At 67.8% G+C, this 14,386-nt stretch carries 13 protein-coding genes and 1 pseudogene; 7 read left to right on the top strand and 7 right to left on the bottom strand.

The genetic code is table 11. From position 1 onward, the window contains the following. The first annotated feature begins 97 nt into the window (after nucleotides 1–97). Together AC067Z_RS35705 and AC067Z_RS35700 are read left to right on the top strand one after the other, a co-directional pair. Nucleotides 98–1,006 (top strand): glycosyltransferase family 2 protein, encoded by a 909-nt coding sequence (locus AC067Z_RS35705; protein WP_478793799.1) that lies wholly within the window; start codon nucleotides 98–100, stop codon nucleotides 1,004–1,006. A gap of 402 nt (nucleotides 1,007–1,408) precedes the next feature. Next, nucleotides 1,409–2,092 (top strand): 8-oxoguanine DNA glycosylase OGG fold protein, encoded by a 684-nt coding sequence (locus AC067Z_RS35700; RefSeq protein ID WP_478793798.1) that lies wholly within the window; start codon nucleotides 1,409–1,411, stop codon nucleotides 2,090–2,092. Between the two features lie 278 nt (nucleotides 2,093–2,370). Here the strand turns inward: AC067Z_RS35700 and AC067Z_RS35695 are convergent, their stop codons facing one another. After that, a complete protein-coding gene (locus AC067Z_RS35695) occupies nucleotides 2,371–2,778 on the bottom strand; it encodes a hypothetical protein (protein WP_478793797.1) in 408 nt (135 codons plus the stop codon). Nucleotides 2,779–3,345: 567 nt separating this feature from the next. On the opposite strand from AC067Z_RS35695, the gene AC067Z_RS35690 reads away from it, so the two are divergent. Continuing rightward, nucleotides 3,346–3,696, top strand: a complete 351-nt coding sequence (locus AC067Z_RS35690) for a peptidase inhibitor family I36 protein (RefSeq protein WP_478793796.1) — start codon at nucleotides 3,346–3,348, stop codon at nucleotides 3,694–3,696. A gap of 294 nt (nucleotides 3,697–3,990) precedes the next feature. Beyond that, nucleotides 3,991–5,085, top strand: a complete 1,095-nt coding sequence (locus tag AC067Z_RS35685) for a hypothetical protein (RefSeq protein ID WP_478793795.1) — start codon at nucleotides 3,991–3,993, stop codon at nucleotides 5,083–5,085. A 335-nt stretch (nucleotides 5,086–5,420) separates the two neighbouring features. On the opposite strand, the gene AC067Z_RS35680 is transcribed toward AC067Z_RS35685, so the two are convergent. Continuing rightward, nucleotides 5,421–6,392: an ATP-grasp domain-containing protein gene (locus tag AC067Z_RS35680; protein WP_478793794.1), complete on the bottom strand. Its 972-nt coding sequence runs from the start codon at nucleotides 6,390–6,392 to the stop codon at nucleotides 5,421–5,423. After that, a complete protein-coding gene (locus AC067Z_RS35675) occupies nucleotides 6,389–6,748 on the bottom strand; it encodes a hypothetical protein (protein WP_478793793.1) in 360 nt (119 codons plus the stop codon). The genes AC067Z_RS35680 and AC067Z_RS35675 overlap by 4 nt, the downstream gene beginning before the upstream one ends. Before the next feature lie 487 nt (nucleotides 6,749–7,235). Here AC067Z_RS35675 and AC067Z_RS35670 point away from each other — a divergent pair, with 487 nt between their 5' ends. Together AC067Z_RS35670 and AC067Z_RS35665 are read left to right on the top strand one after the other, a co-directional pair. Further along, the gene (locus AC067Z_RS35670) at nucleotides 7,236–9,599 is read left to right on the top strand and encodes a P-loop NTPase fold protein (protein ID WP_478793792.1); all 2,364 of its coding nucleotides are present in this window, start codon (nucleotides 7,236–7,238) and stop codon (nucleotides 9,597–9,599) included. A 204-nt stretch (nucleotides 9,600–9,803) separates the two neighbouring features. Then, nucleotides 9,804–9,986: a hypothetical protein gene (locus AC067Z_RS35665; RefSeq protein ID WP_478793791.1), complete on the top strand. Its 183-nt coding sequence runs from the start codon at nucleotides 9,804–9,806 to the stop codon at nucleotides 9,984–9,986. On the opposite strand, the gene AC067Z_RS35660 is transcribed toward AC067Z_RS35665, so the two are convergent. Next, entirely contained in the window at nucleotides 9,946–11,205 is a 1,260-nt protein-coding gene (locus tag AC067Z_RS35660) for a benzoate/H(+) symporter BenE family transporter (RefSeq protein WP_478793790.1), read from the bottom strand. The genes AC067Z_RS35665 and AC067Z_RS35660 overlap by 41 nt on opposite strands. Before the next feature lie 140 nt (nucleotides 11,206–11,345). On the opposite strand from AC067Z_RS35660, the gene AC067Z_RS35655 reads away from it, so the two are divergent. Next, entirely contained in the window at nucleotides 11,346–11,915 is a 570-nt protein-coding gene (locus tag AC067Z_RS35655) for a helix-turn-helix domain-containing protein (protein WP_478793789.1), read from the top strand. A 16-nt stretch (nucleotides 11,916–11,931) separates the two neighbouring features. Here AC067Z_RS35655 and AC067Z_RS35650 read toward each other — a convergent pair. The 3 genes and pseudogenes from AC067Z_RS35650 to AC067Z_RS35640 all read right to left on the bottom strand — a co-directional run. After that, nucleotides 11,932–12,078, bottom strand: a pseudogene (locus tag AC067Z_RS35650) (transposase); the annotation flags it as partial. After that, complete coding sequence (locus tag AC067Z_RS35645) at nucleotides 12,075–13,031, bottom strand: IS481 family transposase (RefSeq protein ID WP_478793788.1); 957 nt, start codon at nucleotides 13,029–13,031, stop codon at nucleotides 12,075–12,077. The pseudogene AC067Z_RS35650 and the gene AC067Z_RS35645, both read right to left, overlap by 4 nt. A 258-nt stretch (nucleotides 13,032–13,289) precedes the next feature. Beyond that, a complete protein-coding gene (locus AC067Z_RS35640; protein WP_478793787.1) occupies nucleotides 13,290–14,054 on the bottom strand; it encodes a MerR family transcriptional regulator in 765 nt (254 codons plus the stop codon). Nucleotides 14,055–14,386 lie beyond the last annotated feature (332 nt).

The following is a 14,386-nucleotide window of genomic DNA, read 5'->3' as shown; positions in this document are numbered from 1 at the left end:
CGCTCGTTTGCGCAGCTCAGAAGGGTAGGAGGAGGGGCGTGCCATGACTCAATCCTTTCACGGAATAGAGTCTCTACCGAACCCGGAACGGTTCACGGTGCTCCGCCACCTTCAGGCGCAAAGGAAGCACTTCGACTTCATTCTCACCATCGACTCGGACGGCGAGCCCTTCCCGGACGCACTGGAGCAGCAGCTCCGGGCCATGAGCAATCCGAAGATCCAGGCCACCACTGGGATGATCTACATCCGCAACTTCGAGGAGACCTGGGTCTCCAGGGCTGCGGACATCGACATCGGCACCTCGTGCGTAATGATGCGGTCTTCGCGTTCCATGCTCGGAGCGCTGGAGACCACTTCGGGCGCACTTGCTCTCTACAGGGCCGAGCTGCTCTACGACCACCTGGACGCCTACGAGGTGGAGTGCGGAACGGGCGACGATCGATGGCTGGCGCTGCGGGCACTCATGCGCGGTGAAGTCGTGGCCGTCAACGAGGCCGGCGTGATCACCGACATGCCGACCACGCTGAAGAAGACCTACCGTCAGCGCCTGCGCTGGGCCCGGTCATGGTGGTGGATGCTGCCGTTCGTCTACTCGCGGTTGTCCCTGAAGCAACTCATCTCGCCGACTTTCGGTCTGCTCCAGCTCGTCATCACCCCCGTGATGCTGGCCTGGACCCTTGTGATGACGCTGATGACCCTGGGCGGCCGGTACCACAACCCCGGCGTGGCCATGGTCTACCTCGGGGTCTACCTCGTGGTCCGGTACGGCCAGTCGGGCCTGTACGTGCTCATGCGGCCGGACATGACCACGCGCCAGCGGTGGCGCTCGTGGCTTGTCGGAACTCCGACGGCTGTGTTCATGAACATCGTGCTGCTGTGCCCTACCCGCTACTGGGCTCTGTTCAAGCTCCGAGACAACGCGTGGCAGTCCCGAGGCCTGACGGCCAAGACGACTCTGTCCAAGGGCCGCCACCGCGCCGAGCCGAAGGATCTGATGAACGCGTGAGTTTCAACGAGGTGATGGTGCGCGAGCGGCCGCAGTCCCTCGCCACCAAGCACAAAGCCGATCAGAGTTAGCTGACCGGTGGTCGCGCCCGCTCGTCGTCCAAGTCGGCGAGCGGGCGTTTCGGAGAGAGCTTGCCGAGGCCTTGGTCTGTGTGCGACATAGGGGGAAGAGCGCGTGATCACTTGATCACCGCGTACTCGTACCCGCGCACGTCTCGGACGGGCTCGTCCAACTCTCGCGCGGTGCCCGCCAGCTCTACCGGCTTCGGTCTCGCCTGAACGGCCGCGAACTGCACTGAATGATACGGAAACTGAGACTGGCGGTAGGGCCCACTCGCTAGCATCCTCGTATCGAGGAGGGCCCACGGCACTGGCCCGCAAGGGCACAGGGCACGCCGCCGTCATGGCCAGGGGGAGCATGATGGAACAGCTTCAGAAGCTCGTGACTCGCTACGGCGATTGTGAACAGAAGCCAGTGTGCTTCCGCCCGGGTACATGGCGCTCACGGCTGGAGCCGCACGGAGCGGCGCACGTACTCGATATCGGCGTTGTATGTGCGAACGGGCCGAGGGGTGACCGTCTCATTAGCCGGGACGACTTGGCCGACCTCCGTGACCGTGGCGACGGTACCGACTGCCTGCGCGACCTGTTCGTAGCCGTCATGATCTGGGGCTCGGGCACCACGAACGGACGCGGGCCGCGGTACACCGAAGCGGCCCTGTCCGATGCCCGCATGCCCGATGTCCTCCGGACCACGCGCGAAGCGGTCCGAGACGGCGACCTGAGCTGGGCCTACCGGCAGTTCGTCCTCAACGGGGTGGGACGATCCTTCTTCACGAAGTGGTTCGCGGCCGTGGACGAACGCGACGCCACGTGTGACCGGGCCCTGATCCTCGACGATCGGGTCCTTCGTTCGTTGAACGCCCTCGGATGGTCCAGTTGGAGGGCTGCCGGCACTCGCCGTTGGCCGACCCGATACGCCACCTACGTCTGCTCCATGCACGGTTGGGCCTCGTCCCTGGGAATCACGGCGGACTGGCTCGAGTGGCTTCTCTTCCATCTGAACGGTCGCGTAGACGAGCCCTGAGCTTGGGAATCACCGTGCTTCGACATCCTGCTGTGGCCCCTGAGCAGCCGCAGTGGGTGCTGGAGCCAGGCCCGAAAGTCTGGTCCAGCAGACGCTGTTGCCCGTGGTTCCCACCTCATTGGGCACGGATCGGGCACAACTCGGCTGCCTTCTGATCCGTGGCTCCTGCCGGATCGGACAGCGACGTCCACGCCGGCCGCTACGAGACCCCGGAGGGACGGTAGCGAACGGGGGTGGTTGCCGAGGTTGCGGTACTTCGCTGTCGTACAGCACGACCATCACCAGTCGCGCCAGCGGTCCGTGATCTCCGCCCGGTCGATGCCCCGCCTGGCCGCCAGAGCAGTCACGTCCACACCGTGCTCGCTCAAGGAGATGTCGATGTACTCGCACAGCTGCTCCCGCTCCTCCGTGCAGAAGCCAGCGGCGCCATGCCGGCCGTCCCCATCGATCGCGTTGAGCGCGAGAACCACCCTCTCGACTGTCCCGAAGACAACCTCGTCGGATGGCTCCCGCAGCGCGCGCACCTCGTCCTCGAACGCCTTCAGGGTGATGTCGGTCGCCCGCAACAACGACTCTGGGTAAAGCTCCGCAACCCCGGCGCACTCCGGATCCAAGGCCCCGGCCGCCACCTCGCGGGATGTCTCGGCCATCCAGGCACGCCAGTTGTCAGTGGGTCGGTTCGTCATGCGCAAGACGCTATGCCCGAGCACTGACACCCCCTAGTCCCGCGCGCTTTTTGAGCCCTCGCTCCATCTGGCACGCCTGTGTCACGGGAACCCTCTCGATGCGAACTACGGGCGGGGCGGTCGCTGAGGTCTGCGCGGCCGGTCATCGGTGGTCTTACGGCCAGTGGCGGTCAGCTGCGGTCGCGATGGTCACAGTACTTCGTTGCTGTACTGCAACGGCTCCGGAGGCGCTTGGGGCTTGTGGCGTCGCTGCTGGCCGCGTGGCCCTTGAACGCCACACGCGCGTTCTCGGCGGTGTCGAAGGAGTAGACATCGATCCACACGGGCGCAGTGTGTGCGCACGTCGGGGTTACCACATGGCCGGCAGACGACCTGTCCGACAGCTGGATGGGAAGCCGGGCGGAAGCGTCTGCGCCCGGCTTGCGATCTGGCCGGATGGCGGCGGACTGGCAGCCGCCGTACCGCCGCACGATCGAGGTCTCAGTCGCCGGCTGAGCGGCGGCGGGTGCGTTGTGTGATGGCGAGGATCGCGCCGCATGCCATGGATGTGACGGCGAGGACGACGAGTTGCCAGGCCCGGGTCGGGTCGCCGAGAAGCGGGCCCGCGCTGTCGACGAGCCAGTCGGGACGCTGGGTTCACCCAACTGTGATTATCAGTGGACCTGTCTCTACGAGCACTCCGGCTACGACGGCCGTCGACTGACCTGGTCGGACTGCGCTTTCAACGACCTCTCCGACTGGAACTTCAACGACAAGACGTCGTCCTGGCACAACAACCAGACCCGCGGCACCGTAACCAAGGTCTACAACTGGACCGGCAGCGCCTGGTCTCAGATCTGGTCCTCCACCGCTCCGTCGCGGGACTCCTACGTCGGCAGCGCCGACAACGACAAAGCCGACGGCATCCGGGTCTGCTGACTCTCACGCCGGCCCTTCCGCTCTCCCCGGGCCACTCACCTGACGTATGTGATCCGCGGCTCTCACTGCCTGCCGGTCGTGAGGGCCGCGGGCCAGTGGCCTCCGTCCCCCGGAAGCGCTATGCAGCCCGGGTCGTCCATGGTCTACGCGACCTCGCTCTGGTGTCGCCCCCTGCGGCGCAGTCCCGCCCTGGCCCGGCCCCCGCCTCGCGATCGCCGCCGGGCGTCGTGCGATCATGCGGAAGCGCGGCCCTGGGGAGGGGCGCGGTGGTGGGGAACATACGAGGAGTTCGGTGTGAACGCGGGCGGGGAGCAGAGCGGTTCGTCGGTACCCGACGAGGAGTGGGAGCGGTTCCTCCGGGACTCCATGGCCGGTGCCGCGGATGCGCCCAAGGAACCGTCGGCGCGGGCCCGAGCCGTTGCGACGCGGCTGCGCAATGAGCCCGGCGGCGTAGCGGGGTGGCGCACGTACACTCCGGCGGTCGGGCCTAGGCGGAGGAAGGTCTGGTACGCCGCAGGTCTGCTGGCTTTGGTGGCGCTGCTGGTCGTGGCACTGGACCCGGGACGGGTGGTCGACTGGATCGGCGGCGAGGAGCGGGCCGGGGCGCCACTCGCCTCGGAGTCGCAGCGCCCCGACGAGGCGCCTCCTGCGCACAGCCCTCGACGGCCCACTCTCCACGAGCCGTTCAAGGGCTCTCCTGCGGCCCGTTGGGCGAACGGCGCTGCCGGGATCACGGTGCCGGAGGCCGGCGACACCGGGTGGATGAGCCGGACGCAGGTGGAGCGCGCCCTGGCGCAGACTCGGGACTTCCTCGCCACGGCCAGTCTGGATCCGAAGGTGCTGCGGGGCGAGCACCCCGACAAGGCGATCGCTCTGATCAATCCTCACCAGCAGGACGTGCAGACCTTCCTGAAGACAGCGTTTCGCAGTCCGAGCGCGGACAACGACCCGCTCCTGCTCTTCAGCCGGTTCGACACTTCGTACGCGCGCCTCGTCGGAGACGTGGTCAAGACACGCGGCCGGCTCACGTACCGGGAGGGCGAGCGGGGCGCTCTCCAGGTGACCGGGGACGTCACGTACGTGTACCCGGTCGCCCCGGCAGCAGGCGGCGACGAAGTCGTGCGCACGATCGTGCGGCGTGAGGTGGTGGTGAGCTGGGACGATCCGGCGAAGGTCATCACCGAACCGGGCACCTTCTCCCTCGTCTCGTACAAGGTGGACATGACCAACGGAGGCTGCGACATCTCCACCGGATACCTCACCCCCGGATTCGGCCCGGCGGTGGAATCGGGCTCGGGTCCCGAGGTCGATCCGTACGATCGCAGCACCTCGATGAACGAGCGGATGATGGCCGCGGACGAGGGGTGCGGGACCGCTACGCGATCCTAGGACGTTGTATGAACTCACCGATCAGCAGCGGGATTTACTCGCTCCGTCCATTTCCTCGGCCGAGGGCGGACGACCGGAAGGTCGTCAACGGGATGGTCCACGAGATTCGCACCGGCATGCCGTGGGCGTGACCTGCCCGACCGTTACAGGTCTTGGCAAACGGGCTTTCTTCGCTATGCGTTGGGCGGCAGATTCACCCAGGCCCTCCAGCAGATCCCCATTCTGCCCCGGCCCGCCGCTCTCTGCCTACTGCGGCAGATTGTGTCCTCCGACCGGCCGGTCTCGGTACGTACCGGCCCTGTGTCGGGGCTGGAGGCCTGCTGGTGGTGTCGGCGTCAATTCTGTTCGTTGCGCGATGTGCCGGCAGCAGAGAGCAGGAAGTCAGCGAAGTGCTCGGTCAGCGGTTCGCCCGTGAGTGGTTCCAGGAACAGGAACTGGCCCTGTGGGTTCACCTCGAGCCATACCGGCTGCCCGTCCGGCGTCAGCTTCAGATCCACTACACCCATGCGTAGCCGCAGTCGGCGCAGGACCGTGTCCACTTGGCGGCGGACGTCCTCGGGAACGGGCCAGGGAGATATGGGTACTTGGAGGTCAGGCCGCCAGTCGAGTTCTTCCGTCTCGATGAGCGCGGCGTACATTCGCTCGCCGAAGCAGTTGAGTCTGACGTGCCGACAGCCCTCGATGTACTCCTGGTAAGTGGCAGGACATACCTCGAAAGACGCCGCTGGGATCGATTCGGGGTCATCGACCCAGCGTGTCCAGAGGGACGGCCCGCGGGCGCCGACGACCGGTTTGACGATGGTTCGCCCGACCTGCCGTGTGAAGGCTATGACGTCCGCTCGTGACTGGGAGATGAGGGTGCGTGGTACGCGGAAGCCGGCGTCCCGCGCCACCGCGAGTTGGTACACCTTGTCGGCAGCCCCATCGGTCGCCTCGGGTGGTGAGATCCACTGGCCGTGAAAAGCGGCGGCAAGGATGCCTCCGAGGGCACCGCGACAGTCGTTGTTCACGAGACTGCGCTCATGGGTACTGCCCGCGTGCGCGGCGATCTCCTGATCGGCCCTGGGGCGCCGCCACCACAGGACAGCAGCCTCCTCAGGCGCGACAGCGACGCCCTCGGAGGTCAGGAGGGTCGCGGTCCCATTCTTATGGGCACCTTCGTCGCTGTGCGAGTACCAGGACAGCGACGGCCTACCAGCGATGGTGTCGCTCTCCACAATGTGGAATTCGTGCTTTCCCCTGCTGCGTACCGCATGTTGCACAGCGAGGGCGTGGAGGTCGTCGCGGACCGAGACGGCCAGTATCACGCCAGTCCGCAGTCGTCGCTGTGGCTCGCCTCACCATACGAGCACCCGGTTTCGGAGGCCACACCTGCGAGATTCTCGGCCACGATCTCAAGCCCTGTGGTCTGCCGGACCGCCTGCTCCCAAGCCCGCAGTTGCTCTGGGGTCTTCAGGAGCACGTAGCTATCGGGCTGTGACCGGAAAACGACCGGGGGTGGCATCTTGATGACGTCGTCCGCGTACTCATCCAGCGGATCGCCAAGTTTGAAGTCAGGCATCGTGCCCACCTCGGATCTGTGGTCGACGTCGCTTACTTCTACGAAACCACCGATGGGCCATCCGTGCTCATCGGGCCCGTCGGAGGAGTCCGCGACCGTCACTCCTACGTCGCTGCGGCCCGGGAGGGCTCCGAAACGACACCGCTCTCGGCTGCTTGACCAGGGTGTGGGGAGAATGGGGACACACTGCGGGACCAAATGCCTGTCGGCATAAAGCCCTGCATACCCATGTGTTCAGAAAAGCATGGCGCCCACGAGCAACCACGTGCCCCTTCCGAGCACCATCGCCTCCTCACAGTGGATACGCATGGCATCTGACGTCTGCACTATGGGACGGGGTTGTCGGCAACACATGCGGTGTGCCGATCTCGTTGCGCACGGACGAAGCCGCCGCCTCGACCAGGCCGGCCTGGATTGTTCCGCAGCACATGAACCGGTCGTTGTGCCTCCCGCGCGGCGGGAACGGCCGAACGAGCCGCCTGCAACCAGGCCACGAGCGTGCCGCGGCCGCACCATGCGTCCTGTACGGCCGGCCTGCCCCAGATCTAGGCTGCCAGCCGACGTGTGCACAGGAGTAATGGGGGAGAGCATGACGTCGCATCATCACAGGACGGCGGCATGGCCCTGGGAAGACCCTGACGATGCGCAGCTGTACCGCAACGTGGTCCGCGGTTGTCTATGGGACTCGGAGTTCTACCAGTACTACGGCCTGCGTCTGTATCTGTCGCCCGATGCCCTTCAGGAGGCCGCCCATCAAGGCGAGTTCGCCGCCCGGGTACATGACGCATCGCTTGCGCAGTACGCCTGCTACCGGGAGGCCGTCCGGCGGGTCCGCGAACTCCGTCGCGAGCTGTCGGCTGCGCGGCAGGCCTCCGGCGTCGGGCTCGTCGTTGCGGCTGGAGCTGCTGCGTTGGCCATGGGGCTGGTTTGGCTCGTCGTCGATCTCTGGGCGTTCCGCGGTGGTTTGATCGACTGGGGTTACGCCGTGCCGCTCGTCGCGCTCGGCGCCGCTGCGAGGCCGGACGCGCGCCGCCGCGTGAGGGGGCTTGCCGGCGCGGTCTGGTTCCGGGCGGTGCTTCGTCTGTGGGAAGGGCGGCTGGAGGAACGGCGTCTGCTGTGGCGGTGGGCCATGGTGCGGAACGGGATCCGTCCGCAGATGCACCAGGCTGCCCGAGAGATGCTCGGCGACGAGTGGGACCAACTACTCACGGCTGCCTCGGGCGACTGGCTGAGAGTCGTCCAGGACAACTCCGGGCTTGTCGTCCCTACTGCAGCCCAGCAGCAGCTGGAGGGAATGATGAACCGGATCGACGGCGGGACGATCGCGGTCTGCGGACCGCGCGGCGCCGGCAAGTCGACCCTGCTGCGTGTGTGTTCCGTCGACCAGATCACGGAGCCGAGAGATCTGTCCGTGTTCGTGAGCACACCGGCCGAGTACAGCCCCCACGAGTTCCTGCTGACAATGTTCAGTGAGGTGTGTGCCCGCTACCTCAGGCGCTTCGGAGACGCCGGCCCGGACGTCGGTCTCTTCCAGCGGGTCCGCAGGCGGACGATCGTCCGGTCGATGCTGCGAGTGCTCGGGCGGCTGGCCAGGCTGGTGATCGCCCTCACAGCATTGACCGCGGGCCTGTACCAGTTCGTCCTGTGGCTGCGCGGACGATTCACCGCGCCGGTCGACCTGGCACGCCTGCGTAGTGACGGGCTCGACCTCCTCGATCACGTCGCCGCATTGTGGCGTGCTCACCCGTGGGCACCGGGCCTCCTTCTCATCCTCGCCGGGCTGCATTTCCTGCCGTCGCTGCGCCCAAGGGCGATGGAGCCCCCATCTCTTACCGACGAGTGCCGGCGCCTGCTGCTCAGGCTGCGCACCGTCCAGAGCACGACGTCCGGCACCACCCTCACATTGCCCCCGATCCTCGGCGCCGGCGCCGGGGGCACCCGGACCACAGCGGTGTCGTCGCTGCCCTTCACCTTCCCCGAACTGGTCGCGGAGTTCCGCCGTGTCGTGGCGGACATCGCCGAGGAGGTGGGCCGGGAGGGGGCACGCCTCGTCATCGCGGTCGACGAGCTCGACCGTGTCGGGGACACCGTGACGGCGCGCAGATTTCTGGGCCAGATCAAGGCCGTCTTCGGCGTCCGCAATGTCTACTACTTGGTGTCCATTGCCGAGGACATCGGCGCCGCATTCGTCCGGCGCGGTCTCCAGTACCGCGATGCCACCGACAGCTCCCTCGACGACATTCTCTATCTCCCGCCCCGCACCGTGGAGGAATCACGCGGCATCCTGGCGCGCCGCGCACCCCATCTTGCCCCGCCTTTCGTGCTGCTGGCGCATGCCCTTTCGGGTGGGATTCCGCGCGACTTGATCCGCTACGCCCGCCGGCTCGCCGAGGTGGAGCGCAGCCTGGGACAGCCGGAGCTGGAGGATCTCACCCATCGACTGATCCAGGAGGAACTGGCGGGCACCCTGGAAGGGTTCCGCGCACTGCTCGCTCTGGAGGATGCCGGGCGGCCGGAGAGCGGTCCTCTGCTGCACAAGTTGCATGTGATGGTGCGCATGCTGCACATCGGGAACGAGGTGACCGAGTCGAGGATCCAGGAACGTCTGCAGGACCTGGCCGACAGCCTCGCCCCTGTGCCGGCCACTCCCGGTCCGGGGCTGGGTCAGGTCGTCGAGTCAGGCGCCCCCGATACCGGGCAGGGGGCACTGTGGCGCGAGGTGGTGGCGTGCATCTACTTCTCTCTGACGCTCATACAGATCTTCGGCAGGCCCGACTTCGAGAACCGTCGTGAGCGGGCCCGGGACAAGGGGGCGAACGGTGAGGTGGGGAGGCTTGCCGAAGCACGTCAGGAGCTCGTCATTTCACCGTTCAGCACGCATACGATCCTCGACGACATTCGAACGGCGTGGGACCTTCCGGTCCTCCTCACCCAGCCGCCCGCCCCCGTGTAGAACCGCATGCCGCAGTGAATCCGCGTCATCTCCCGGCCGTCGCTCACGCGTCTCGTGCGGAGCGCGAAGCTGCCCTGGCCAGGTCGTGATGTTCGCGCGGACACCGACGTCAACACACCGGCTACGCGGCCATCAACATCTCCTGGTTGGCGTCCAGCGCGGCCTGCCCACCAGGTGTCCCGGGTCGGGGCGCGGGCCTGGGGTGTGCAGTTTCACCCGGAGGCGGAGGCCGAGCGGATCGCCGGCTGGGACCGGGAGCGGCTGGCCCGGCAGGGCTTCGACAGGGAGCGGCTGCACACCGAGGCCGTGGCCGACGAGGGCGCGGCGGTCTCGGCGTGGTCGGTGTTCACGCGGAGGTGCGCTCAGGTGTGCGCGAGGCTGCCGTGACCGGCTGCGGGTCTGGCGCGGGCGTGGATGCGGCGGCTCGGCGTCGCCGTCCCACCGACGCGATGACGCTGGTGAGCACGCCCGCGAGCAGCCCCCAGAACGCGGATCCGATGCCGAGCAGCGTCACACCGGAGGCCGTGGCGAGGAAGGTGACGACGGCCGCCTCCCTGGACGTGGGGTCCGACAGGGCACTGGCCAGGGACGCCTCGATCGTGGCGAGCAGGCCGACCCCGGCGACGGCCAGGACGAGCGCGTGAGGCATCGCGGTGAGCAGCGAGGCGACGGTCGCGCCGAGCAGGCCGACGCACAGGTAGAAGACGCCCGCCCACACGGCCGCGAGGTAGCGCCGCTGCCGGTCGGGGTGGGCCCCGTCGCCGGTGCAGATCGCGGCGGTCATCGCCGCCAGGTTGATGCCGAATGCCCCGAACGGCGCGAGCACCGCCTGCACGGCACCCGTCCACGTCAGGACGGGGGAGACGGGCACCTCGTAGCCGGACCCGCGCAGCACGGCGACCCCCGGCAGATTCTGCGAGGCCATGGTGACGACGAACAGCGGCACGCCGACGCTGATCAGCACCTTCCAGTCGAACTCGGGAGCCGTGAACACCGGCTGCGCGAGCGACAGTCGGACCCGTTCCAGATGCCAGCCCCCGGTGAGGACGGAGGCGACGACTCCGCCGCCGAGCGCGATGAGGACCGCGTAGCGGTGCAGCAGCCGACGCGTGAGGAGATACAGCACGAACACCGGAAACGCGATCGCGAAACTGCTTCCCATCTGGGAAAAGAGCCCCGTCCCGAACTCGAGCAGCACACCGCCGAGCAGCGCCGACGCCAGCGGCACCGGGATGCGGCCCATGATCCGCGCGAACCATCCCGTCAGACCGCTCACCATGATCAGTACGGCGCTGAACACGAACGCACCCACGGCCTTCTCCATGGACACCCCGCTCAGGCTCGTGGCGAGGAGCGCGGCTCCCGGCGTCGACCAGGAGGTGACGATCGGGGCCTTGTACCGCAGCGACAGACCCGCGCAGGTCACGGCGATTCCGACCCCGAGTGCCAGCATCCATGAAGAGACCTCCTGCGCGTCCGCCCCCGCGGCCCGCGCCGCGGTGAACGCGAGGGCAGCGGCACTGGTCACGCCGACGGTGACCGCGATGAGCCCCGCCGCCACGGCCGAGGGCGGTGCGGTGGCGCGTATGCGGGCGAGCGGGGACATGCGGGAATCACTTCCGGAGGGGGTGGGAGAGCAGGTTCCAGGCGTTCCGTAAACGGATCGTTCTGTTTGTGGAACACTAAGGACGCAGGTGGCGGCACGTCAAAGCGCCGGTGGGTGCAGAAACGAACGGAACCGGGTGGATGGGTCTGAACGACGAGGTGGGGCGCAGGCTGAAACGGCTGCGGCAGGACGACGGCCTGTCCCTGTCGGAGCTCTCGCGCCGCTCGGGCGTCGGCAAGGGCACGCTCTCGGAACTCGAGACGGGCCGGCGCAACCCCACCCTGGAAACGCTCTACGCCCTGACCACCGCGCTCGGCCGCCCGCTCAGCGCCGTCCTCGACGACCCGGCGCCCGGCGCCGCGTCGGGCGCGGGCGGAGTCTCCGGCAGCGCCGTCACCGCGGTCCTCCTGGAGCGGTACGAGGACGAGGGCGCGGCCACCGACGTTTTCCGCGTCACCATCGCCGAGGGCGCAACCCAGGAGTCGGCCGCGCATGTCCCCCACACCACGGAGAGCCTGATGGTGCTCTCCGGAACGGCGGTCGTCGGCCTGCCGGACGCGCCGCAGACGGCCGGGCCCGGCGGCCACGCGCACTGGCCGGCCGACGCCCCGCACTTCTACAGCGCACCGGAGGGCGAGGTCCAGGGCGTTCTCTTCGTCCGGTACCCGAAGGGCGCGTCTTCGAAGGATGCTTCCTTGGAAGGGGCTTGAGGTCCTGACAAGGGCGTTGGACGTGGCGGTGGGTGATCAGGCAGACGGCCGGGCCGAGTAAGGCTTCGTGAATGTCGTCGCGTCGTTCCCAGCGGATGCGCAGGCGGCGGAAGCCGTGCAGCCACGAGATCGTGCGCTCGACGACGCAGCGGAAGATGCCTAGGTGTATTGACCTGGAGCGTTGTTGACGCGGGTGATGGGTGGCTTGCCTGCGAGTGCGGTGTGGCAGCGGTGGTGGTTGTAGGTGTGGAGGAAGTCTGCCAGGGCTGCGGTGCGTTCGGTGTTGCTGGTGTAGGGCCGCAGGTAGGCCCATTCGTCGAGCAGGGTGCGGTTGAAGCGTTCGACCTTGCCGTTGGTCTGGGGCCGGTAGGGGCGGGTGAGTCTGCCGGTCGCGCCGAGTGCGTTGAGGGCGTCCTTCCAGGCCAGGCCTTTGCGGTAGGCCCAGGCGTTGTCGGTGAGCACGCGTTCGATGCGGGTGATGCCGCAGGTCTGGAAGAACGCGGCCGCGCGGGTGAGGAAGCCTGCGCAGGTTGCGACTTTCTCGTCGGGGTGGATCTCGCTGTAGGCGAGGCGGGTGTGGTCGTCGACGGCCGAGTGGACGTAGTCGAAGCCCATCTTTCCGCGGGTGGCCCGGCCCGCCTGGCGGCCCAACGTCCTGTGGCCGCCGCCGTCGGGGATCCGGCCGAGCTTCTTCACGTCGACGTGGATCAGCTCGCCGGGCCGTTCGCGTTCGTAGCGGCGGATGATCTGTCCGGTCGGACGGTCGATCCAGGCCAGCCGGTTCAGCCGGTGGCGGGTCAGGATCCGGTGCACGGTCGAGGCAGGCAGGCCCAGGACCGGGCCGATCCGGGCCGGTCCCAGCTTGCGTTCCTGCCGCAGTCGGCACACCCGGGCCTCAACGTCGGGCGGGCTGCGGTGCGGCGTCGTCAGGGGCCTGCTGGACCGGTCGTGCAGGTCGGCCTCGCCCTCGGTCCGCCACCGGCGCATCCATTTGTGGGCCGTGGCCCGGGAGATTCCCATCTCGGCTGCCACATGTGCGACCGGACGGCCGGATACGACACGTTCGACCAGCAGGCGCCTCCCGAAGACGGTCAACCGGGCATTACGGTGGGACACGAAGGCCTCCGTGCGGTGTGTTCCTAGACAGCTCCACCACACCGGAGGCCTTCGCCATGTTCAAGACCCACGAGTGTCAACAACGCTCGTGATCAATACACCTAGAGCCTGTCCGATGGGTCATGTGACCGGCGATTGGCGAGATCGTTCCGGCTGGTGTGGGGCGGGGGCGTACATCTTCCACGGCACCGTGACCGTCGCAGCCATTCGCCTCCGGCTGCGCTCATGACCCGCCGACCAGCCCTTAGGCGCGTGCGGTCAGCTCAGCCGGGCATCGGCGTACACGGTCATCGCATCGCGCTGGTAGACGGCGAGACCGTCGGCGATCTTGTCGAAGTTGGCCCGCATCTGCGGGTCGTCGACATAGGTCTGGCCCACTCCCTTGTACGCGGCCGCGGTCGGGGTCCAGAACCGGTAGATGCCCTGGTAGTTGGCGTCTACCTCGGCCTGTACCGCAGGGTCGGACACCGGCGTGCCGGCCACCATGAACTCCGCCATACGGATCATCTGCGCCGTCACCTCACGCTGCCAGCGCTCCGTGTCCTCGGAGGTCATCGCCTCGACGGCCTGCCGGGACTGCTCCCACGCCTGCGGCCACCGCTCCCGTACCTCGGCCTCGGCCTCGGAGGGGGGCTGGAACCCCTCGAACAGGTTCTCCGGCTTGTTGATCTTCGTCATATGGCCCTTGTCCTTACCTTCTTCCAGTTCGGCGATGGTGCGGCCGACCGTACGGGCCAGCGTCTCCAGCCGGTCCCGTTCCGCGAGCAGCCGTTGGTGGTGCTCACGGAGCACGGCCACCTGGTCGAGCTGGCTGTCCAGGACCGACTGGATCTCGCGCAGCCCCAGGTCCAGCTCCCGCATCAGCAGGATCTGCTGCAACCGCAGCAGATCGGCCTCCTCGTAGTAGCGGTGCCCGTTGCTCCCGATCCATGCGGGCGGCAGCAGGCCGATCTCGTCGTAATGCCGCAGCGTCCGCGATGTCACCTTGGACATCCGCGCCACCTCCGCGATCGACCAGGCCATTGCGGTGCCTCCCTCGCCGGGCCGGTCTCTCCGGCCACACACATGACCGTAGAAGTTGCCGCAACGGAAAGCGCAAGCCCGAAGCCCTGTTGGACAGGCACCAGGGCCTGACCCGTCGGACAGGCCCTGGGCCGGTGCCGTGCGGCTGGCCTCGCTCCGCGATCACAGGGCGGATGTCGCGCTGTCGCAGCAGGCCGGGGCTCTCCCGCAGGCCGGTGACCTCCCCGAGCCGCTGCATGCCGGGGCAGGTACGTGTCGGCAACCTCTGGTCTCACGCTCCAGCAACGCGAAGAGGAACGCCCTTGCAGAAGTGCGCACCCAGCCGGCTGCGT

The organism is Streptomyces sp. NPDC043812 (assembly GCF_056436245.1).
Note: the sequence above shows the minus strand (reverse complement) of the source record. Positions and strands in the feature narration are given on the sequence as shown.